This is a genomic window from Streptomyces sp. ISL-10 (assembly GCF_018614575.1).
Lineage (GTDB): Bacteria > Actinomycetota > Actinomycetes > Streptomycetales > Streptomycetaceae > Streptomyces.
Genome location: NZ_JAGGOJ010000028.1, coordinates 106,966 through 128,008 on the forward strand (window position 1 = coordinate 106,966; position 21,043 = coordinate 128,008).

At 71.7% G+C, this 21,043-nt stretch carries 18 protein-coding genes; 4 read left to right on the top strand and 14 right to left on the bottom strand.

The window, feature by feature from the left end; all coding sequences use genetic code 11:
* Positions 1 to 16 precede the first annotated feature (16 nt).
* The 7 genes from J7E88_RS28200 to J7E88_RS28230 all read right to left on the bottom strand — a co-directional run bounded on the left by J7E88_RS28200 (position 17) and on the right by J7E88_RS28230 (position 7,095).
* Positions 17 to 1,135 carry a 3-dehydroquinate synthase gene (locus J7E88_RS28200; protein WP_215186003.1) on the bottom strand — a complete coding sequence of 373 codons (1,119 nt, stop codon included), beginning with the start codon at positions 1,133 to 1,135 and terminating at the stop codon, positions 17 to 19.
* A complete protein-coding gene (locus tag J7E88_RS28205; RefSeq protein ID WP_215186005.1) occupies positions 1,132 to 1,695 on the bottom strand; it encodes a shikimate kinase in 564 nt (187 codons plus the stop codon). The genes J7E88_RS28200 and J7E88_RS28205 overlap by 4 nt, the downstream gene beginning before the upstream one ends.
* Positions 1,679 to 2,011, bottom strand: coding sequence for a YdhR family protein (locus J7E88_RS28210; RefSeq protein ID WP_215186007.1), 333 nt, complete (start codon positions 2,009 to 2,011; stop codon positions 1,679 to 1,681). The genes J7E88_RS28205 and J7E88_RS28210 overlap by 17 nt, the downstream gene beginning before the upstream one ends.
* Positions 2,012 to 2,288: 277 nt before the next feature.
* A complete protein-coding gene (locus J7E88_RS28215) occupies positions 2,289 to 4,172 on the bottom strand; it encodes an anthranilate synthase family protein (protein WP_215186009.1) in 1,884 nt (627 codons plus the stop codon).
* Positions 4,169 to 4,828, bottom strand: a complete 660-nt coding sequence (locus J7E88_RS28220; protein ID WP_215186011.1) for an isochorismatase family protein — start codon at positions 4,826 to 4,828, stop codon at positions 4,169 to 4,171. The genes J7E88_RS28215 and J7E88_RS28220 overlap by 4 nt, the downstream gene beginning before the upstream one ends.
* Positions 4,829 to 4,864: 36 nt before the next feature.
* Complete coding sequence (locus tag J7E88_RS28225) at positions 4,865 to 5,650, bottom strand: 2,3-dihydro-2,3-dihydroxybenzoate dehydrogenase (RefSeq protein WP_215186013.1); 786 nt, start codon at positions 5,648 to 5,650, stop codon at positions 4,865 to 4,867.
* 221 nt (positions 5,651 to 5,871) lie between these two features.
* A complete protein-coding gene (locus J7E88_RS28230; RefSeq protein WP_308307638.1) occupies positions 5,872 to 7,095 on the bottom strand; it encodes a 3-deoxy-7-phosphoheptulonate synthase in 1,224 nt (407 codons plus the stop codon).
* A 347-nt stretch (positions 7,096 to 7,442) separates the two neighbouring features.
* Here J7E88_RS28230 and J7E88_RS28235 point away from each other — a divergent pair, with 347 nt between their 5' ends.
* Positions 7,443 to 7,652, top strand: coding sequence for a hypothetical protein (locus J7E88_RS28235; protein ID WP_215186017.1), 210 nt, complete (start codon positions 7,443 to 7,445; stop codon positions 7,650 to 7,652).
* Between the two features lie 91 nt (positions 7,653 to 7,743).
* On the opposite strand, the gene J7E88_RS28240 is transcribed toward J7E88_RS28235, so the two are convergent.
* The 5 genes from J7E88_RS28240 to J7E88_RS28260 form a co-directional block, all read right to left on the bottom strand.
* Positions 7,744 to 8,286, bottom strand: a complete 543-nt coding sequence (locus J7E88_RS28240) for a hypothetical protein (RefSeq protein ID WP_215186019.1) — start codon at positions 8,284 to 8,286, stop codon at positions 7,744 to 7,746.
* Between the two features lie 309 nt (positions 8,287 to 8,595).
* Entirely contained in the window at positions 8,596 to 9,840 is a 1,245-nt protein-coding gene (locus J7E88_RS28245) for a hypothetical protein (RefSeq protein WP_251023316.1), read from the bottom strand.
* 76 nt (positions 9,841 to 9,916) lie between these two features.
* Positions 9,917 to 10,426, bottom strand: a complete 510-nt coding sequence (locus J7E88_RS28250) for a SigE family RNA polymerase sigma factor (RefSeq protein WP_215186021.1) — start codon at positions 10,424 to 10,426, stop codon at positions 9,917 to 9,919.
* Between the two features lie 65 nt (positions 10,427 to 10,491).
* Complete coding sequence (locus tag J7E88_RS28255; RefSeq protein ID WP_215186023.1) at positions 10,492 to 13,476, bottom strand: BTAD domain-containing putative transcriptional regulator; 2,985 nt, start codon at positions 13,474 to 13,476, stop codon at positions 10,492 to 10,494.
* 553 nt (positions 13,477 to 14,029) lie between these two features.
* Positions 14,030 to 14,254, bottom strand: coding sequence for a hypothetical protein (locus J7E88_RS28260; RefSeq protein WP_215186025.1), 225 nt, complete (start codon positions 14,252 to 14,254; stop codon positions 14,030 to 14,032).
* Positions 14,255 to 14,587: 333 nt separating this feature from the next.
* On the opposite strand from J7E88_RS28260, the gene J7E88_RS28265 reads away from it, so the two are divergent.
* A complete protein-coding gene (locus J7E88_RS28265) occupies positions 14,588 to 17,137 on the top strand; it encodes a polysaccharide lyase family 8 super-sandwich domain-containing protein (protein WP_308307639.1) in 2,550 nt (849 codons plus the stop codon).
* Positions 17,138 to 17,144: 7 nt separating this feature from the next.
* Here J7E88_RS28265 and J7E88_RS28270 read toward each other — a convergent pair whose 3' ends face one another.
* Positions 17,145 to 17,810: a histone deacetylase gene (locus J7E88_RS28270; protein ID WP_215186029.1), complete on the bottom strand. Its 666-nt coding sequence runs from the start codon at positions 17,808 to 17,810 to the stop codon at positions 17,145 to 17,147.
* 564 nt (positions 17,811 to 18,374) lie between these two features.
* Between J7E88_RS28270 and J7E88_RS28275 the strand changes: the two genes are divergently transcribed.
* Both J7E88_RS28275 and J7E88_RS28280 read left to right on the top strand, forming a co-directional pair.
* Entirely contained in the window at positions 18,375 to 18,593 is a 219-nt protein-coding gene (locus tag J7E88_RS28275; protein WP_215186031.1) for a hypothetical protein, read from the top strand.
* Between the two features lie 307 nt (positions 18,594 to 18,900).
* Positions 18,901 to 20,205, top strand: coding sequence for a hypothetical protein (locus tag J7E88_RS28280; protein ID WP_215186033.1), 1,305 nt, complete (start codon positions 18,901 to 18,903; stop codon positions 20,203 to 20,205).
* Between the two features lie 38 nt (positions 20,206 to 20,243).
* Here J7E88_RS28280 and J7E88_RS28285 read toward each other — a convergent pair.
* Positions 20,244 to 21,043, bottom strand: an 800-nt coding sequence (locus J7E88_RS28285) for a zinc ribbon domain-containing protein (protein ID WP_251023317.1), incomplete at its 5' end; no start/stop codon positions are given.

Sequence of the window (21,043 nt, forward strand, 5' to 3'; positions counted from 1 at the left end):
GGCCTCCGCACGGCGCTCACGAGCTCATCCGGCGATACGCCTCGTCCTGCAGCGCCCCCTCCGGGTCGTGCAGCAGACCGGGCCTGCCGATGGCGTCGAGCACGACCAGCGGCGCCGCGTCGTCCCCGGAGCCGGCCGTCAGGACCTTCCGCAGCCCGGCCCATGCCTCGCGCGGGTACGACGTGGGCAGTCCGACGGCGGCGAGCACCTCGCGGTGGCGTTCCACGGACTCGTCGTCCAGCCGGTCCGCGAGCCGGGCCAGTTCGGCGGCGAAGACCATGCCCACGGCCAGGGCGTGCCCCGGCGGTACGCGGTAGTGCTCCACGCGCTCGATCGCTCGGCCGAGGGTGTGCCCGTAGGCGAGGCTCCACGCCGCCTCGCCGTCCTGCCGGCCGAGGGCGGCGGTCTTGACCCGTACGGCGCGCTCGATCAGTCCGGCGGCGTCGCAGCCGGCCGGACGGGTGGCCCGCACCGGATCCGCGGCGATCAGGTCCAGGATCACGGGGTCGCCCACGAAGCCCGCCTTGATCATCTCGGCGAGCCCGCCGAGATGCCCCCCTTCGGGGACCGTCGCGAGCAGCTCCGGATCGCAGACCACCCCCGCCGGCGGATGCCACACGCCCACCAACTCCCGGCCTTCGGGCACGTTGATGCCGGCGGCGCCGCCGACGGCCGCGTCGACCATGCCGAGCAGCGTCGTCGGCACCAGGACCAGCGGCACACCGCGCCGCCAGGTCGCCGCGGCGAAGCCGGCGAGGTCCAGCGTCGCGCCGCCGCCGAAGGCGACCACGACGTCCGCGCCGGTGACCCCGGCCGCGGCCAACCGGGACCAGACGCCGGCCAGGACGCCGATCTGCTTGGCCGACTCGCCCTGCGGGATCTGGAGCACGGCGACACGGCGGTCGTCGGCCTCCAGCGCCGCGCGGATCGACCGCACCTGACAGCTCAGGGACTCGTCGATGACGAGGGCGACCGTCTTCGCCCGCTCCGGAAGAAGGCTGATGACCGCGGAGGCGGCCTTCTGGCCGATCAGCACGTCGTACGGCCGCTCACCGCCCGCTCTGACGCGCAGCGGATGCCGCCCGCCGAGCGCCTCGGGAGAGGCGGGCACGAGACCTGGGAATACGGTGCTCACACGGGCTCCTTCGCTCGTGGGAAGGCCCCCGCGGACCGCCCGGAGAGCAGCGCGGCGATCCGGCCGGCCACCTCCTCGGGGCGCTCCCCGGTCCCCACCGTCACGGTGTGGCGGGCCAGTCTGCGGTAGATCGGTGTGCGTACGCCGAGAACCGTGCGCAGCCGTCCGTCCGGGTCGTCGGCGAGCAGCGGACGGCTCGACGCGTCGCCGATGCGGGCCAGCAACTGCTCCAGCGGCACGGCGAGATGGACGACCGTGTGCGAGCGCAGCGCCTGCTGCACCGAGGAGTCCAGAACCGACCCGCCGCCGAGCGCGAGGACGCCCGCGTGGGTGGCCAGCGCACGGTGCACCGCGGCCCGCTCCAGCAGCCGGAAGTGCGCCTCACCCGTGCGGTGCAGGATGTCGGGGATCGCCCTGCCCGCCGCCGCCTCCAGGTCGGCGTCCGTGTCCCGGAAGCCGACGCCGAACAGGCCGGCGAGCAGCCGCCCCACCGTGGTCTTCCCCGCACCCGGCGCGCCGATGAGCACGGCGGCGGGACGGCGGTCAGGACGCGAGGGCACGGCCGTGTCCGGCGAGCGAGTCCAGGGTGTGCACACCCTGGACGGTGGCCTCCACGTCGAAGGCGTGGCGGTGACCGGGCGGTGCTCCGATGATCTCGGCCGCGCGGGTGGGGATCGGCTGGGCGGCCGCCTCGGCGGACTCCCACAGGAAGATCGCTCCCCAGCGCTGGCCGGCCTCGTCGGAGATCCAGGTCTTGAGCACCAGTCCGGGGACGGCCGCGAACCGGTCCACGGCCTCGTCCCGGAGGAATTCGCGCAGCCCGGCTATGGTGCGGCCGGTGCCCGCGAGCTCCCACCAGACGACTACGGCATGCATGGCTGTTCCTCCTCGGCGGTGAACACCCGCCTGTGTCGGGTCTGTTGTCCGGTCCGTTGTCCGGTCTGTTCTCGGTCTGCTGTGCGGTCTGTTCTCGGTCTGCTGTGCGGTCTGTTCTCGGTCTGCTGTCCGGTCTGCTGTCGGTCTGTGGAGCAGCGGCCGCGGGCGGGGTGTCAGGGGGAGGGAACACACGCCCGCGGTCCGCCGTCCGTGCCGGTCCGGCGGCGGGGGATGACGCCGGACCGGCGGGCCGACCGGGGCAGGAACTGCCCCTGGATCAGTCGGCCGTCAGGGGGGTGAGCAGATCACCGATGATCCGCACGCCGTCCTCGGTCAGGATCGATTCCGGGTGGAACTGCACCGAGCGGAAGCCCGGTCCGCGCAGTCCGTGCACTTCGCCGGTCGCCGGGTCCCGGCTCACGCCGACGGGTGCCCCGATGAGCTCGGGCCGCACGGTCTCGGTGGCGCTGCGCGCGGCGAAGGTGTTGTAGAAGCCCACCTGTTCGGGCCTGCCGAACAGGTCGATCTTCCGCTGCACGCCCTGGTTGGGCCGGTCCCTGCGGACCAGGTCGAGGCCGAGGATCGTGCTGAGCACCTGATGGCTCAGGCACACCGAGAGGAACGGGATGCCCTTCGCCAGCAGTTCCCTGGTCGCGCCGTGCAGGTGGGCGATCTTCGGGTGGTCCACATCGCGCGGATCGCCGGGGCCGGGCCCGAGCACGACCAGGTCGCGTCCGTCGAAGGTGTACTCCTCGTCGAAGCGCCGGACCGTCACCTCCATGCCCAGCGAGCGCAGCTGGTGCGCCAGCATGCCTGTGAAGGTGTCCTCGGCGTCGACGACGAGGACCTTCCGGCCGGCGAGCGCGGGCACCGTGCGGTCCCGGGCGCCCGGCTCCTGGAGCCAGTACGCCGAGATCGACCGGTTGCGCTGGTCCAGCGCGGCCAGCACGTCCGGGTGCCGGGCGAGCCCGGTCTCGGTCGCGCCGAGCGCGGCGAGCAGCCCGGACGCCTTGGCGCGCGTCTCGGCCACCTCGGACTCCGGCTTGGAGTCCCTGACCAGCGTGGCGCCGACGCCGATGGTGACCCGGCCGGCGGCGGAGATCTCCGCGGTCCTGATCATGATGGCCGAGTCCAGGGTCGGGCCGCCCTCGGCGTCCCGGCCGATGAGGGCCAGCACCCCGCTGTAGTAACCACGGCCCTGGGGCTCGTACTTGGCGATCACCTTCGCCGCGCTCTCCAGCGGGCTGCCGGTAACCGTCGGGGCGAACATGGTGTCGCGCAGGATCTCCCGCGGGTCGCGGGTGCTGCGTCCCTCGATGAAGTACTCGGTGTGCGCGAGGCGGGCCATCTCCTTGAGGTAGGGGCCCACCACGCGACCGCCGCCGTCGCAGATCCCGGCCATCATCTTGAGCTCTTCGTCGACCACCATGTAGAGCTCGTCGGCCTCCTTCGGGTCGGCGAGGAAGGCGGTCACGCCCTCCAGCGTCGGTCCGGTGGCCGGATAGCGGTAGGTGCCGCTGATGGGATTCATCACGGCGGTGCCGCCGTGCAGGCTCACGTGCCGCTCAGGGCTGGCGCCGACGAACGTACGGTCGCCGGTGTGCACGACGAACGTCCAGTAGGCACCGCGCTCGCCCTCGAGCAGGCGGCGGAAGAAGGTCAGCGCGGCCGTCGGGGACCAGTCGCCGATATCCGCGACGAAGGACCTTCGGATGACGAAGTTGGCGCCCTCACCGGTGCCGATCTCCTCGGCGAGGATCTCCCGCACGGTCTGTGCGTAGGTGTCGTCGTCGACGTCGAAGGCGCCTTCCGACACCGAGATGGCCTGGTCCGGCAGCCGGTCCAGCACCTCCAGCAGCGGCACGGAATCCTGGTCGCGCACGGACAGGGTGATCAGCGGGGCGCCGTCGTCAGCCGCCGCGTAACCGCGCTCGGTGATCTGGCGGTAGGGCACGACCACGAGCACGTCGTGCTCGGCGCGCCCGGTGCCGGCCATCCGTACACCGCCGCTGGAGGGCACGTCCGCGAGCACGGTCGGCGTGGACAGCTCGCCGATGAGCACGTCGACCCGGTCCGCACCGGCCGCCTCGGGGCGGTGCAGCAGAGCGAAGGGAGGCGGATCCGCCGCCAGGACCAGATCCAGGATGGTGTCGTCGGTCATCGCGTCCCTCGGCTCTGCGCCGGAGCCAGCTGGTCCAGCACGGTCTTCGTGGTCACGGTCATGGCGCAGCGCTGCGCCGCGTACTCGAGTGCCATCCGGTGGTACTCGTGGCTGAAGTCCGCGATGGCGTCACCCACGAGGAAGGGCTGGATGTCGTGGGTGAAGGCGTCCGTGGTCGTCATAAGGATGCCGACGTGCGCGTACACCCCGCAGACGATGAGCTGGTCGCGTCCCGTACTGCGCATCAGGTCGAGCAGGTCGGTGCGGAAGAAGGCGCTGTAGCGCCACTTGGTGAAGACGGTGTCGCCCTCGGCCGGGGTGAGGCCGTCGACGACCTTCCGGTGCTCCGGCTCCACCGTCATGCCGGGGCCCCAGAAGTCCTTGAGCAGGCCGCGCTCCTCGTCGGTCATACCGCCCGGCTGGGCGGTGTACGTCACCGGTATGCCGAGTTCCGCGCAGCGCACCCGCAAAGCGGTGGCGTTGCGGACCAGGTCGGTCACCGGTGACTCCCCGGCCGGGAACGGCCGCAGGAAATACTTCTGCATATCGTGGATCAGCAGGACCGCGCGTTGCGGGTCCACGGTCCACTGCGCGATGTTCTCGGGCATGTCCCCCTGACCCGGCATCGGATAGGGGCTGATCGTGGGCAGAGCCATCCGGGATCTTCCTCTCGACTTCTGGGTGACGGACAGTCAGTGGCCGAGCGCCGCACCGCCATCGACCGTGAGGTCGTGCATGGTGATGTGCGCGGCACGGTCGGACAGGAGGAACAGCACGGCGTCGGCGATGTGCGAGGGTGCGGCCAGCCGTCCCATCGGGATGCCGACCCGGAAGGCGCCGGGCACGCCGTCGATCGAAGAGCGCGCCGCGCTGCCGTCGTCCCACAGGGAGGTCAGCATCGGGGTGTCGGTGGAGCCGGGCGCCACCACGTTGCAGCGGATGCCGTACCGCGCGACCTCGAGGCCGAGGACCTTGGTGAACATGGTGGACGCGGCCTTGGAGGCCGAGTACGCGGACATGTCCACACGCGCCGTGCCGGCGGCGTTGGAGGCGATCGTGACGATCGCTCCGGAGCCCCGGTCGACCATGCGGTTGACCACCGCGCGGGACATGAAGAACACGCCGCTCGTGTTGACCGCGAAGGTGGTGGCCCAGTCGTGGTCCGTGAGCGCCTTCGCCTTGCCGAGACGGAGCACGCCGGCGCCGTTCACCAGGTACTGGATGCCGCCGAGCTGCTGCTCGACCGCGTCCACCACGGCTTCGACGTCCGCGCTGTCCGTGACATCCGCGGGGTAGGCCTCGGCCACCTGCCCCACCGCGCGCAGTTCCTTGGCCAGTTCCTCCAGTGGCTCCAGATTCCGGTCGACCATGGCGACCGCGGCGCCGTCGGCCGCCAGAGCGCGCACCACTGCTTCGCCGATGCCGCCCGCGGCACCGGTGACGAGGGCTACCTTCTTTTCCGTCTTGTCGACATTCATCGTGGTCCCAAAGCTCGGGGATTGCGGCGGCCAGAGCCGCCGGGATTCCGTGGACTGTTGTGCCGCACCACGAAATCCCGGCGGCTTTCCGCCATTTCCTGCTGCGGATTTACGGGGGGTGCCTTCCGCACGAATTCCGGACCCGTGCGGTTTCTCCAGAGGCGTGCCGGTTGTTGTGTCCGTCACTTGTTGCGTTTCGCGCCGTTCCTTGTGCCGGGCGCCTACATGTGCCAGGCGGAGGCGACTTCCAGCGCCTGTCCCGGATTGAGCCGCGGGTCGCACAGGCTCGTGTACTTGTCCCCGACCCTCTCCAGCAGCGAGGCGTCGTGCACACACTCGGAGACCTCGTCGGGCGTGGTCTCCAGGTGCAGCCCGCCCGCCGTGCCGCCGGCCTCGGTGACCGCCTTCTGGAACTCCTCGACCTCCCGGACCACCGTGGTGACCAGGCGGGTCTTGAAGCCGTCAGGCGAACTGAAGGTGTTGCCGTGCATCGGGTCGCACATCCAGATGACCGGGTGTCCGGCCTCGCGCACCGCGCGGACGAAGCCGGGCAGCCGCTCGGCGACCCGGTCGGCGCCCATCCGGGAGATGAGCGTCAGCCGGCCGGGCGTACGGTCCGGGTCGAGCCGCTCGCACAGGGCGAGCAGCCCGTCGCGGTCCATGCTCGGGCCCACCTTGCAGGCCACCGGGTTGGCGACGGTGGCCAGCAGGTCGACGTGAGCGCCGTCCAGCTGCCTGGTCCGGTCGCCGATCCACGGCCAGTGCGTCGAGGTGAGGAAGAGACGTCCCTCCTCGTCCCGGCGCAGCTGCGGGAGCTCGTAGTCGAGCACCAGCGCCTCGTGGCTCGTCCACACCGGTGCGTCGACCGGCGAGAGCGAACGAACGGACCGCGAGCGCAGCGCGTCCATCGCCGTGGCCGCCGCATCATGCCCGGACAGCAGTCGGCGCGGGTCCGGCCTGCGCAGCTCCGGGTCTGCCTCGGGACTGTTGACCAGGTGGCCGCGGTAGACGGGCAGTTCGACCCCGCCGACGACCTCCGTGGAACTGGAGCGCGGCTTGCCGAACTGCCCCGCCATCCGGCCCACCTGAAGGACCGGACGCAGCGAGTTCAGCGACATGACGCCGGCGAGAGCGTCCAGCAGCGCTGTCTTGCGTATGACGTGCTCGGGCTGGCATTCGAGCGGATCCTCGGCACAGTCGCCCGCCTGGACCACGTGGAGCAGCCCCTCGGCCACCTCTGCCAGCAGATAGCCGAGGGTCCTTATCTCCTCCACCGCGACGAGCGGTGGTCGCCGGGAGAGCTCGCGCACCGCATCGGCTGCGGCCCCCGCGTCCTCCCATTCCGGCTGCTGGAGAGCCGGCAGCCTTCGCCAGCGCTGCGTTTCGCCCTCAGGAAGCACTTCTCCGAATCCGGTCGGCCTTTCCGAGATTGCATGACTCGTCACCCAGGACCTCCATCGTGAGAATTCCCCATCGTTGCTACGGCTCCGGTGCATCGACTCCGGATCCCGTCACGGATTTCCGGGAATCGAACCCCAAGTCGAGTTTCCTTGCCCCAATTTGATGGGTCAAAACCGACCTTCGAACTTCGTCACGTGATGCAGTCACCACATTTCCGCGACAAAGTCGGGCCTGTTTTCTGTCATCTGACGTCGAATCCGGAAAGTATGGCCAGGACCTGGTCAGGTCACACGGGCACAAAAAAGCCGCCCGTCCTTTTTCCTTTTGGAAAGAGGACGGGCGGTATTTTTCGCCGGCGCCGCGTCGGCGATGTGCTGCGATGTGCTGCGATGTGCTGCGATGTGCGAACACACCCGGGCTCGCGCAGAGCCACGGCCGCGCGCGCCACCCGCTGGAGCCGGGACAGCGCGATCACCCCCGCGGTTCGCTGAACGAGCACGCCGGGGACCGGCTGGAGGCCGCGTACGTCCTGGCCCGGAAAAGCCTGCGGCCGCCGCTGTCGCTGATCGCGACGGGCGGCGGCCGCAGGCCGGAGCAGTGAGCTGCCCCTCGGCCGTGTACGCCTCCGGGTCCATGTCCGGCGGCCGTAGCGCGCCCGAGATCAGGCCGGCACCGCGCTGCGGCTCCTGAGGTCAGGCCACCGGCACCGCGCTGCCGCGCCTGCGCAGCGCACCCTGGCCCAGCACGACCCGGTCGGCCGGCAGCACCAGCAGCATCTGGTCGGTGATCCGGCCCGTGAGCGTCACCCCGGTGCGCTCCAGCTCGAGCACCGGCACCCGCTCCCCGCCGTGCAGCCCGAACCGGGCCCGCTCCTGGGCGTACGGCATCCGGCAGCGCAGGTCGTCGACCAGCTGGAGCGGATCGTCCCAGCGGCGCAGCGGCCACAGGGTCGGGTCCTGCGGCACGGAGACCGCCTGCGGCAGCCAGATCCGCGCAGTGCACAGCAGGGTGCCGCCGATCCGGTAGCCGAGACCCAGCCGCAAGCCGAGACCGTCCTCGCGCCCGTCCTCTCCGTCGCGGACGGCCCAGTCGGGCGCCGGTCCGGCGTCGGCGTCCAGCGCGTCGACGGACACGTCGTACCCCGCCGACCGAAGCGCCTCGACGACCGGGTCCGTCCGTACGGCGCGGATCCACGCCGCCTCGTTGAGCGGCAGCCGGACCGTGCTCTCTTCCACCCGCATCATGTTCTCTTCCCCGTGGACACCCGGCCTCGCCGGACGTACCGGAGCCGGCTGCCCACTGCGGGCGGCCGGGACTCCGCTGGCCACAATTGGTGACGAACGTTCAACATACTGTGGACGAAGGCGCGTTGGCGAGGAGCATTCGGCTCCCGGGTGACCTTTCGATCAGGCCCCGGCCCGCCCACGGAATCGGCGGTGCTGTGATGTGCAGGACTGTGCCGGGGCCGGTAAGCGGCCGACAAGCGTGGCCGCCCGACCTTGTCATATGCCCTGTGACCGGGCCGGACCCCGCCCCCGATGAGGTCACCCCAGGGTGAGCCACTTCTTGTCGAGTGCGACGGCCCTCAGCTGCTCCATCGTCAGCGCGGGCCGCTCGCGGCTCGCGTCCTTGCCCTGGCCGGGCGCGTTGAACGCCATGATCACGACCCGGAACCCGTCCGGCCGCAGCGTATCGACGGTCCAGCCGACGGTCCCCGCGCCGCCCTTGGCGTCCGGATCGGATTCCTGGCTCTCCAGCACCCGCGTGCCGTCCGGCAGCTCGGACGCATCGGCGAAGTGCGAGGACAGATCGCTCATGCCCGGCTGCACATTGATCTGGACGAAGCTCCTGCCCTTGCCGTCGTCGACGACGACGAAGCCGTACCCCGCGTCACCGCCCTCGTCCGTGACCTCCAGGCCCTTGGGCAGCAGCTGGGTGAGCGTCCTGGTGACGTCCTCGCCGGACGGCTCTCCGGGCCGGGCGTCCGCCGCCGGAGGATTGCGCGCCTCGGCGCGGAACTCCTCCATCAGCGGCTGCCAGGAGGCATCCGTGACCAGGGACTTCATCTGCTCGGCGGTGAGCGGCGGCGCAGACCGGGTGATCTCGCCGCCCTTCTCGACCGGGGAGTCGTACTCACTGGCGTCGACCAGGACGCCCTGGGGGGTGACCATGCTCGCCCGCCACTGCTTCGCGCCCTCCCCCCTGCCGTACACGAAACCCTTGATCAGCATGAACCGGGAACCGTCCGCGAGGGTCTCGGCCGTGCAGGAGTCGTGGTCGACGAGCGCCTCGGAGGGGCAGGTGACGTAGTCGTCCGCCATGTCACCGTCCGGCTCGACGGTGTTCAGGCCGAGCGAGATCTGCGCCTCGCCCTTGCCGTCGTCGAAGACGACCACGGCATACGGCATCGACTGCTCGACCTTGCTGCTGCCGCGGCCGCCCTCGTGGACGACGTCGCCCTTCGGCAGTAGCGCCTTGAGCGCGTCGATCATCTCTTCGGCCGTGACCGCGCCGTCGGTCTTCTCGACCGCCAGGTGGGGGACCTCCCCCGCGGAGGCGACCGATCCCTTCCCGCCGCCGCCACGCTCACCGAGCACACCGGTCGCATACGTGCCGGCCAGGCCCACCACGACCAGCGCCAGCGCCCCGCCGGTCACCGCGGCGCGGCGCAGGGCCACCTTGCGGCGGCCGCGGTTCAGTCCGCCCTCCACCAGGGCGGGCCGGTCGGCGGGCCGGATAACGGCGCCGGTGCGATGCAGCGCATCGCCGAGTTCGTCCTCGAAAGGCATGGGGAACCACACTCTCTGCTCGACGGGTACGAAGAAGGTCTGTGACGGCGCGCCGCACGAGGGGCGCGCTGGGTGCTCAGCGGGCGGCGAGATCCACGAGGCTGCCGCCCAGGTGCTCACGGAGCCTGGCGAGCGCGCGCACCGCTCTGGTGCGCACGGCTGCCGAGCTGACGTTCATGGCGTCCGCGGTCTCCTCAATGCTGCGGTCCTCCCAGTACCGCAGGACCACCACCGCGCGGTCCTTGGGCGACAGCTGCCCGAGGGCGCCGAGAAGGGCGAGCCGCAGCTCGGGGTCGTCACCGGACGGACGCACGGCGTCCGGCAGTTCACCGACGGGGCGCTCGGTCGCGGAGCGGCGGCGCTTGTATGTGAGGAAGCAGCGCACGAGCACGGTCTGTGCGTAGGCCGCCGGATTGTCGATGCGGGAGACACGTCCCCACAGCAGGTACATCCGGCCGAGCGTCTCCTGCACGAGGTCCTCGGCGAGATGGCTGTCGCCGCTGGTCAGCAGGCAGGCGGAGCGGTAGAGGTGCGCGGCGCGGTTCGTCGCGAACTCTCTGTACTCCTCCGCTCGGGACGCTCTCATGTCCGTTCCCACTCCCCCTAGGTGACGTCTTCACCTCCTTGATGCGACGGCACGCCGGAGATGTTTCAGGCCCCGTCGGCGAAGCGGTGGTCGGGCTGCGGAACAGGCGGACGGGGTACAGGCGCCGGAGACGTCCCATCGGACTCCGGGACGAGCGGCCGGGGTACGGGCGCCGGAGACGTCCCGCCGGACTCCGGGACGGTCGGACGCAGCAGTGCGCGCAGTTCGGCGAGTGTCTTCTCGTGCGCGCCGTCGAACGCCTCCAGCGTCCGCACGGCGGCCCGCCACTGTTCCCGCGCCTCCCCGACGCGCCCCGCCGACCGCAGCAACAGCCCCCGCTGATGCCGGGCCAGGCCCACCATCTGGGCGTCGCCCCGCGCATCGGCGCTCTCCAGCAGCCGCGCGCACTCCACCGCCGCCGCCTCGTCGCGCCCGAGCCCCCGCAGGGCCCGGACGAGTCCCAGCCGGCCCTGCGACTGGCCGTGCCAGGGCCCGTCGTCGCCGAGGATGCGCAGGCACTCCTCGAAGTGGCGCAGCGCATCGGCCGGTTCGCCGAGCGTGAGATGCGCATAGCCGATGTTGCAGTGGGAGGTCTGGACGAGTACGTCGCCGCCGAGCCGCATCCCGATCCCCAGGGCTCGCTCGTGGTAGCCGATGGCGGCGCGGGCGTCGGTGTGCTCGTAGAGGTTGCCGAGCGCGATGAGGACGACTCCCTCGGAGTACGCGTCGTCGAAGCGGTGGACGAGTTCCAGGCTCTCCCGCAGGACCTCGGCCGCCTCTTCGTACCGCCCCAGTGCCTCCAGCAGCAGCCCATGGTTGCTGAGGCTGCGCTGCATACGGCGCTCGTTGCCGAGCGCGCGCCAGGCGGTGAGCGCCTCCTCGTTGAGCGGCAGGGCCCGGTCCGGCCGGCCGCTGAGGAAATGCAGACCGGCCAGATCGCTCAGTGCGTTCGCCTCCGACTCGGCGTCGCCGTGGGCGCGGGCCGCGTCGAGAGCGATACGGCCCACGACGGCGAGCTCCTGGAGCCGGCCGCGGTGCCGCAGCAGGATCGACCACGCGCGGACGAGGAGGGGCACGGCCCGGGAGGCGAACGCGTAACGCTCGGTCAGCGCCACCGCGTTCACCACTTCGGCGTCGCACCAGGCCAGCGCCGTGTCACCACAGGGGAAAGGTTCCGCCTCACCGATCGGCTCGGGCAGCCGCAGCTCGGTGTCGGAGCCCACCGGGGACAGCGTCAGCGCAGCCTGCCGCGCCCGCTCGCCGTACCAGCGCAGCACGCGCTCGACCGCGGCCTCCCTGCCGCCCTCCCGTTCGGCCAGCTCACGGGCGTAGTCCCGCACGAGGTCGTGCGGCACGAACCGGCCGTACGACACTTCCTGCACCAGCGCCACCTCGACCAGCCGGTCCAGGGCCACCGCCGCCCGCGGCTCGTCGCTCTCCATCAGCCGGGCCACGGCCGCGACGCCGTACTCCGGCAGATCCACCGCGCCCATCCGGCGCAGCGCGAGCGCGGCGTCCGGGTCGAGGCCGTCATGGGCCACGGCGAGCGAGCCGCGCACGCTCAGATCGTCGTAGTCGAGATGGTCGAGCCGCCCGGTCTCCGCATCCAGCAGGCCGGCGAGCACATCCGGGGTGAGCGCGCTGCGGGCGGCGAGCCGGGCGCCGACGACCCGCAGCGCCAGCGGCAGCCGCCCGCACAGCTCGACCAGCCGCTCCAGCCGCTCGTCCGGGCCGCGCCCCGAGACCGCCCGCACCAGCTGCTCGCTGTCGCTCGCGCTCAGCGGCGCGAGGGGGAAACGCTCGGCGCCGTCCAGCGCGGTCAGCGGGGAACGGCTGGTGATCACGACCGCGCAGCCCGCCCCCGCGGGCAGCAGCGGCCGCACCTGCGCGGCGGACGCGGCGTCGTCGAGCACGAGGAGCGTGCGAGTGGGGGCGAGCACCGAGCGCAGCAGCGCGGTCGCCGCGTCGAGCGCGTCCGGCACCTGACGCGGGTCGACGCCCAGGTCTCGAAGCAGCGCGGCGACGGCCTTGGGTGCCTCCAGCGCGGTCATGCCGGGGGTGGCACCGTGCAGATTGAGGTACAGCTGTCCGTCGGGGAACTCCCCGCTGAGCGTGTGCGCGACATGAGCGGCGAGCGCGGACTTGCCGACTCCGGCCATTCCGGAGACGACGGCGACGGCACCGCCCGCGGTCAGCGCGGTGCGCAGACGGGCGACGGTCTCCTCGCGCCCGGTGAAGTACACCGGGCGCGGAGGCAGTTGCGCCGGCGGGCGCCGCTGAGGCACCTGGGGCGGTGGGGGCTGCTGCTTCGTGATCGGGCCGCGCAGCACCTCCTCGTGCGCCTCCCGCACCGCGGGCCCGGGGTCCACACCCAGCTCCTCCACGAGCGTGCGGCGCAGCGAGCGGTAGACGTCGAGCGCCTCGGCCTGCCGGCCCGTGCGGTGCAGCGCCAGCATCAGCTGCCGGTGGAACGCCTCGCGCAGCGGGTACTCGGCGACCAGTGCCGCCAGTTCGGGCCCCAGCGCGTCGTGCCGGCCGAGAGCCAGCTCGGCGTCGTAGCGCCACTCCAGCAGCAGCAGCCGCGACTCCCGCAGCCGCTGCGCCAGCGCGGGTTCGGCCTCGTCGGGGCCGTACACCCCGGCCAGCGGGCTGCCCCGCCACAGCGCGAGTCCGTCCCGCGCGGCGGCCACCACCGCGGCCCAGTCGCCGCGGCCGCACGCGGCGCGTGCCGTGCGCACCCGCTCCTCGAACACCTCGGTGTCCAGCTCGCCGGGCGCGACCCTCAGCACATATCCGGGCGCCACGGCCCGCAGGCGGCCCTCCTCGGCGAGAATGCGGCGCAGTCGGGTCACATGGTTGTGCAGGGACGCGTGGGCGGACGCGGGCGGTTCGTCGCCCCACAGCGCGGCCTTCAACTCGTCGACAGGCACAACCTTGTTCGGGCGCAGCAGCAAGGTGGCGAGCAGTGTGCGGAGCTTGGCACTGCCGAGGTGCTGCGGATCGCCCGCGGCGTCGTGCACGGCCGGCGCGCCGAGCAGGCGGAACCGCATCGTCTTCCTCCCCCGTAGCCACCCGTCCGTGAGCGCTGGGCCCATGTTAGCGATCTGTTGGAGTGGCCTGTTTGGATCAGTTCATCGGATCCGGCCCGCTGGTGCTCGGCGTGGGGAAGCCACACTCGGGGGAGTGTCGCCGCCGCGGCCGGATTCGCGGACAGAGAGAGCCCCGGTCACTTCGGGTACCGGGGCTCTCGTCCGTTCAGCACCCCGCCGGCCCCCGGACTTCTGCGATGGGCTGCGGCAGCGGGCGGATTCCCCGCGGTCCGCATCGGAGCCACGACGAAGCGCAGCTCCCGGGCGGCGAAGACCCGCCGCGATCGTCCTGCCATGCCGAGGGCACGGCCCGCGACTCCAGCCGTTCCCCGCACACGACGATCAGCCCGCGCCCCTGCGCGGCCGCGGTCTCCCCGGCCTCGACACACTGCGCCGCCGCGGTCTCCCCGGCCTCGACACACTGCGCGGCCTGCCGCTCCGGGTCCCGCTCGACGCCGGTGCCGGGGTCGCGCACGACGCTGTGGAATCCCGCGGGCCGTTCCCCCGCTCCTGTTCACGGCAGCAGTTCCAGCGGCTCGTACTGGTGCGGCCTGCCCCCTGTCCATTCCACCCACGTCGGGTCCTCCAGCCCCACTGCCCCCGCCTCTCCCGACCGGCGGATCAGTTCCAGGACGTCCTCGTCGGAATGGGCGAGCCCCATGATCCGACCGCGCACGGTGACGCGCCGGCCGCCCGAGGGGGAGATCCGGTGCACGACGATCGGCGGGTTCCCGGCCATGGTTCCAGCGTGCGCCGCCCGCCACGTCCCTGCCAAGCGCCCGACCGAACCAGCCCTCACCCAGGCCCAAACGCGTCCGCGCGCCCACCGTGGCGCGGCCGGCGGGCCCCGCGGCCGCAGGCCCGGCCGCACCGTCACGGCTACCGTGGACAGGGAGTCGCCCTTGCCCTGCGCAGGGGGTCACTTCCTCGCCCTGGACTGCGGGTCACTCGCCCTGGATGGGTGCCACTCGCCCTGGACAGGGAGCCGCCCCGCCCGTTGACAGGGGTGGCCGCCGTTGCTTGTATGCGCGGCAAGCGCTTTCCCGGCTGCCCGTCAGACCCTGGAGCCCAGGTGCATCTCTCGCGTCGCACCCTGTTGTCCCTGTTGCCCGCGGTGGCCGTACCGGCCGCGGGGCGGCCCCCTGCGTCGGCCGCGCCCCTCACCGCCCCCACGAAGGCCGCCGCCGCATCCGACCACGCCGCCCTGCTCCGCAACACCGTCGCCGTGTTCGCCGGGACCGCCGCATCCAACGCCCGGCCGGAGGTCGGGCCCAAGCTCGCGGCCATCGAGTCGAACGCCCGCGCCCGGCTCACCGCGATGGACGACGCCGGACCGGGCGAGCTCTTCAAGGGCGTCCCGCTCGGGGCGAACGACGCGAACCTCACCCGGTCGTTCCAGTACCTGTACGAGATCGCCCTCGCCACCCGCACCCCCGGCCCCGCCGCCTCCGACCTGCGCGGGAACGGGACGGTCGAACGCCGCGTCGTCGACGCGCTCGCCCGCCTCCACGACACGTACTACGGCGACCAGTCGAAGGGTTACTACGGCAACTGGTTCAACTGGGAGATCGGCATCTCCACCCACCTGAGCAGGATCCTCGTCCTGCTCAGGGACGAACTGGCCGTCCACCGCCCCGACGTCCCCCCGACCTGCGTCGCCTCGATGGACGCCTATCTGCGCAACGGCAAGGACGGCGACGTCGACCTCGACTCCCGCTTCCACACCGGCGCCAACCTGGCCGACATCACGACCAACCGGATCCTGCAGGGCGCCGTCCTCGGCGACGACGCCCGCATCCGCAAGGCCGTGGCCGACCAGCTGACCGTGTTCGCGACGATCGACCCGTACGACCTGCGGCACGGTGTCACCGACGGGTTCTACGCGGACGGATCCTTCATCCAGCACGCCTTTGTCGCCTACACGGGCTCGTACGGCAAGGGCCTGCTCACCCGCGTCGTCCAGACCGTCAAGATCCTCGACGGCACGGCCCACGCACCCGGCCACGATCTCACCGGAAGCGTCCGGCGCTGGGTCACCGACGGCTTCGCTCCGGTGATCTTCGAGGGCTGGATGATGGAGATCGTGAAGGGCCGCGGGGTCTCCCGGACCACGACGGGCTACGCGGACGTCGCCGCGGTCGTCGAGGCCGTCGTCGATCTCTCCTCGTACGTGACCGACGCCGACTCCCTCATGGCGTACGTCAAGTTCGTACGCGACAGCGCGAAGTCCCCCTTGAATCCGACGGCGTTCGTCTCCCCGGTCAGCATCGCCCGCTACGCGGACATCCTCGCCTCGCCGGTCCCCGCGAAGGACCTCACCCCCGCCGCACACCACGTCGCCTTCAACGCGATGGACAGGACCGTCCACCGCCGCCCCGGCTACGCTTTCGCCCTCGCGCGCAGCTCCGAACGCATCAGCAAATACGAGTACATGAGCGGCGAGAACCTGATGCCCTGGTTCCACGGCGACGGAGCCCACTACCTCTACCTCTCCGGCGAGGACCAGACCGAAGCGTACGGCGTCGACCACTACACCACTGTCTCGCCCTACCGCCTCGCCGGCGTCACCGCCCCCGTGGAGGCGCGCGGCACCGTCCCCGAGCTCTACGGCGGCCTCTGGTACGACAACCCGTCGCGCGGCTTCACCTCGTCGTCCGAGTCGCAGAACACCTACGTGTACTTCCCCCGCGCCACCAACGCCTTCTCCGGCGGCGCCCGCCTCGGTGCCTACGGCACGGCCGGCCTGGTGCTGACCGACGACGTCCCGTACACCGCGAAACAGGCCGGCACGCTCCCCGACGACTTCGTGGCCTACCGCAGCGCCCGAGCCACGAAGTCGTGGTTCCTCCTCGACGACGAGATCGTGGTGCTCGCTGCGGGCGTGAGCGACCCGGCGGGCCGGGCCGTGACGACCACGCTCGACACCCGGATCGCCGCGCCGTCGGACACGGTCGCCCTCACCGGCGCCCTGCGCGACGGCAGCCCCTGGTCGGGCCCCGGCACGGCGCCGCTGGCCTGGCTGCGCTACGCCGACACCACCAGGAACACGGCGATCGGCTACGTCTTCCTCGCGGGCCCGCCTCCCACCGCCTTGCTGGACACCGTCACACGCAGCCGCCGCGTCGTCCGCCAGTCCAACCCGGACACCCAGGTGACCAAGCAGGTCTTCAGCCTCTCGATCGACCAGGCCCCCGGCGCCCCGCCCACGGCGACGGCCTACGCCCTCGTCCCGCACGCCACCGCCCGCCGCCTCGCCTCCTACGCACGGGGCCCGGTGACGGTCCTGACCAACACACCCCGCGCCCAGGCGGTCAGGCACGCACACCTGGGCCTCCTCGCGGCGAACACCTTCACCCCGGGCACGCACTGCGTGGAACGCCTGACGATCGACGGCCCGGCCTCGGTACTCCTGCGCAGAACCCCGGACGGCACGACGGCGCTGGCGGTCTCCGACCCGACGACGCGGCGCCGGACGATCACCCTGACGCTCCACGGCCGCACGCTTCGCCCGGTGTCGGCGGACGAGGGGGTCCGCGTCCGCCCCGTCCCCGGCGGCACCCACATCGAGATCACGACGCATCAGGCGTACGGCAGGAGCTTCACGGCAACGCTGCGCCGCTGAACGGTCGTCAGTCCGGGTCGACGAGCGCTGCGATGTCGCCGGCGGTCCAGTGCCCGGCGGCACCCGGGCAGGTGGCCAGGTACGCGGCGATGTCACCGGCACTCCACGCCCCGGACTCGGCGAGCCCCGCGGCGAGGTGCTGCACATACGGAGCGGAGGGCCGCCGCAGCGCCACATCGTGCACCCGCCACGGCGCCGTGAACGTGAGCACCGGAATCCCGTCGAGCGTGCCCGGGCACACCAGGGTCTCGTAACGCCCCGCACCGAGACGCGAACGACCGAGACGCACGGCTTCGTTGAGGTCGAGGTCCGCACCGGGTTCCCGGTACATCTCCTGTGCCGCGATGTCGGAGAACTGCTGGACCGTGATGAGATGCGCCCGCGCCCAGGCGAGCCCTTCCGCCGACGGATCGTAGAACCCACGACCCCCCGTCCAGACCGGCGACTCGGTGGCGAAGTACACGGCCCCGGGCAGCACAACGGGCACGGACCGCAAGGGCCCGCTCGTGTCCCGGCACCCCGGATACGCCCGCGCGGCCCCGGGCGGCCGCCCGCCCACGATGTAGTAGTGCAGGCGGGCAAGGTGCATGTTGGACCCGTAGGACGCGTACCAGACACGCTCCCCCACGGGTGCCCGAGAAGGCCCCGGAACCAGAACATGAGGCCCCGCCATGGCTGCTCCGCGATCAGATCGTGACGGATGACACGCGGGCCTCCAGGGAGGACGGCACGTCACACGCAAGGGTCGGTGTCCGACTCCGAAACTACAGAACCCCGGCTCGGAGACGATCCGAACCTTCCGGTCGACGCGCACCTTGGCTGTCACAGTGTCCGTGCGCCCCAGGGCGGGCACGCAGTGGATGCCAAGCCAACTAGGCGAAGCGGACGAAGAAGGCCCAGGCCGCAGGCAACGATCTTCTTGCACGTTCCTGCCAGCACCCATCCAGGAGAGAAGCCTGCGGCGGGGAGGCAGGCTCTTCGGCTGGGCGGGAGCGCCTGGAAGACGCCGGTTGGGCGGCGGAGCCGGTTCTCGAAGGAGCGGAGTCGGTGATTTCTCACGTGTCGCCGGCGTCCCGTGAGCCGTTGGTCACGGTGTTGGACCGGGACAGCAAGGAAGACAAGGTCGCTGGCTTCCGCAACGAACAGCGTGGTTCCTACCTCCTGACTCGGGACCGGCCCTCCGACCACGAGGGACTTCCCCCGCTCTGTTCTGGAAGCGGCGGAGGCATGTCCTTGTATGGAGATGGGCTACGACTCCACCGAGCTCACCTACACGGTCAAGGCCGTCTTGGTGACCCGGCTGTTGCTGACGGCCCGCGAAGGCCACTCTCTCGTCACCGAGATGCTCATCTCCGCGTCCACAGACAGCAAGGAGAACCGCCTGGCGCGGGTGATGAGCCCGAAGGGGATCGCCGAGCCGGAGAAGGACGCGGTGGAACCGGCCGCGAACCGCTGAGCCTGTCCGCAGACGGTCGACCGGGTTTCTCCCGGTCGAGCGTCCTGCGTGAGCGCCGGCTGAGGGCTGCGACGGCGACCAGACGGACTCACATCCACGGATCGTCGGACCACTTCTCATTCTGGCGATGGTCTCGGTGGTCTACGGATACGTACGAGTCACCAGACTCTGGGAACCGGGATCCGTACCGGCGCGGCGGCCGGAACCGGCCTAGGTCATGGTGCACTCGCGGGTGGGGCAAGGTGTGTTGCCCCCGCCGTGCCCTTCCGTCCCTGGGGCCTCGGTCCCGGCACTGTAGCGTGGGCCCATGCGTACCCATGAAGTCCCCGGGCCGACACACGGCACGCCGCATGTGACGCCTGCGCGGAGCAGCCGCGGCCCGCGCACCCCCGGGGCCTTTCAGGGCACCGCCGGCAACGCGGTCGTCACTCAGATGGTCACGGTGTCCCGGATGATGACCGAGGACGAGTTCAAGCAGGGCACGGGGGGCACCGCACTGCGCGGCCGCTCCGAGATCACCAAGGTGGACAGGGCGCTCAAGGCGTTCTACGCGCTGCCGGACGCCAGACAGGGGGCCCGGCTGCTCGCCCTCAAGGACATCGTCAGGGCGTGCGGCGTCTACGTCGCTCACAAGGGCGACGCAGGCTCGCGGGTCGGGGGCACGCAGCGGCTCGGCGAGCAGGCCCAGGCGGCGCAGGGGCAGTTGGATCCCGAGGCGGTCTTCCGGGACCTGCTGACCGAGATCGACCAGGTGATGGACGAGGGGAAGAACCCGGACCTCGACCTCCGCATGCCCGCCGGTGAGGCCCAGAAGGCGGCCCAGGCCATCCCCGCGGACAGGTTCCACACGATGATGGGTGACTTCGTCCAGAAGCTGGGGGCGCTACGCGAGGACGGGACGCTGCCCGAGGAGACGCGGTCCGTCATCGGGGAGCTGATGGCCGTGGTGCCGCTGGTGACCGTGATGCAGTACCCGCGCGGTGGCATGGGCGGCATGAAGCTCGACCCGGCCGCCGCCGAGGGCGACCCGGCGTTCACGTTCAACGTGGACACCCAGGCCAGGGGCGGCACCTCCTTCCTGCTGGGGCACATCGCCCATGAGCTGACCCATGTCGCGGCCCATCAGGCGTTCGGCAGCAGCCCGGTGATGGAGCTGGTGCAGTCCGGGGCGACCGACCAGGAGGTCGCGGCGCTGGCGGCGGAGCGCAAGCAGACGCTCGCCGATCTGAAGGCGGCCCTGGCCGGGAACGCCGAGTTCGACGACTTCCAGCAGAGCATGCTGGAGGAGAAGCTGGTCTACGGCGCCCAGCCGCAGAAGCTGGAGCAGTACGCGAGCTCCTTCGAGAAGGCGGGCAAGATCACCGCCGCGCAGAAGGAGCGCCTGGTCGGCTGGGGCAAGGCGGCCGGAAACGCCTCGGGCACCCTGGTCGAGTACGACACCGTGCTCAACCAGATGCTGATCTACCTGCACATGTGGCAGACCAGCCAGGACAACCCCTTCTACGTGCGGCTGCGGGCGGCGGCCCAGGCGGCGTACGACCGCCGGAGCCGCACCCGCCGGCCCGCGGGCGGATCGGAGGACCCGCCGGGTCAGCCGGGTCAGCCGTCGTAGGACCGGTCGTCCTAGGACCGGTCGCGGCCGGTCCTGGGTCAGCCGCGCTGGAAGAACTCCACCTCCGCCAGCGCCAGTTGACGTCCCGAGGTCAGTCCCACGGGCTCGCGCAGGACCAGGCGTACCGTCTTCACGTCGCTGAGAGCGGTGTGGATCGTCTGCGGGCCCGGCTTGTCGCTGAGGGTCAGCTCCTTGTGCCGCTGCTCGCCGTCCTGCGTCGTCACCTCCAGGTCGATCCGGAGTGCGCGTGCCTCGCCGGTGTAGTCCTCCGGGTCCTTGGACGGGCCGTTGGTGATGATCAGATCGACCAGGCGGAACGGCTTACGGAAGGTGTACGTCACCGAGGCGCCCTCCGCGGGTACGCCCCAGTAGCTGTTGCTCAGCCCGTCCGCGGTGTTCTTCGCCGGATGCCGGGGCGATGCGGCGCTCGCCTCGATGCCCACCGGAGTGATGGGCTTGGCCTTGCCCAGCTTGTCCCGGGTGTCCTCGAACAGGGCGCGTCCGGCGGGGAGCAGCAGGAGAGCGCCCGCGCACAGCGCCACCACCACGGCCAGGATCACCAGGAGCCGCACCGCCCTGCCCGAACTCGCCCGCACCCGACGGCGGAACGGCCACACCGTCCGCCACCACGGCAGCGGCTCGGGCTTCGCGGCGGGGTTCAGCGCGGTCGCGCAACGTCGGCAGAACCGGCGGTCGGGCGGGTTGGGGGTGCCACAGGAGGGGCAGGGCGCGCCCGCCACCTCGTCGGGTGCCTCCACGGGGCGCACGACCGGGCGGGGGGCCACCGGCTTCGCGGGGCGTACGGGCTGGATGGGGGCGGGAGCCGACGGGTCGGGGG

Bases quoted from the DNA above. Each gene is read 5' to 3' on its own strand.
- J7E88_RS28220 (WP_215186011.1), bottom strand. From the start codon at position 4,828: ATGGCTCTGCCCACGATCAGCCCCTATCCGATGCCGGGTCAGGGGGAC.
- J7E88_RS28225 (WP_215186013.1), bottom strand. From the start codon at position 5,650: ATGAATGTCGACAAGACGGAAAAGAAGGTAGCCCTCGTCACCGGTGCC.
- J7E88_RS28260 (WP_215186025.1), bottom strand. From the start codon at position 14,254: ATGGCCGGGAACCCGCCGATCGTCGTGCACCGGATCTCCCCCTCGGGC.
- J7E88_RS28250 (WP_215186021.1), bottom strand. From the start codon at position 10,426: ATGAGAGCGTCCCGAGCGGAGGAGTACAGAGAGTTCGCGACGAACCGC.
- J7E88_RS28215 (WP_215186009.1), bottom strand. From the start codon at position 4,172: ATGACCGACGACACCATCCTGGATCTGGTCCTGGCGGCGGATCCGCCT.
- J7E88_RS28280 (WP_215186033.1), top strand. From the start codon at position 18,901: ATGCGTACCCATGAAGTCCCCGGGCCGACACACGGCACGCCGCATGTG.
- J7E88_RS28255 (WP_215186023.1), bottom strand. From the start codon at position 13,476: ATGCGGTTCCGCCTGCTCGGCGCGCCGGCCGTGCACGACGCCGCGGGC.
- J7E88_RS28275 (WP_215186031.1), top strand. From the start codon at position 18,375: ATGGAGATGGGCTACGACTCCACCGAGCTCACCTACACGGTCAAGGCC.
- J7E88_RS28245 (WP_251023316.1), bottom strand. From the start codon at position 9,840: ATGCCTTTCGAGGACGAACTCGGCGATGCGCTGCATCGCACCGGCGCC.
- J7E88_RS28270 (WP_215186029.1), bottom strand. From the start codon at position 17,810: ATGGCGGGGCCTCATGTTCTGGTTCCGGGGCCTTCTCGGGCACCCGTG.
- J7E88_RS28210 (WP_215186007.1), bottom strand. From the start codon at position 2,011: ATGCATGCCGTAGTCGTCTGGTGGGAGCTCGCGGGCACCGGCCGCACC.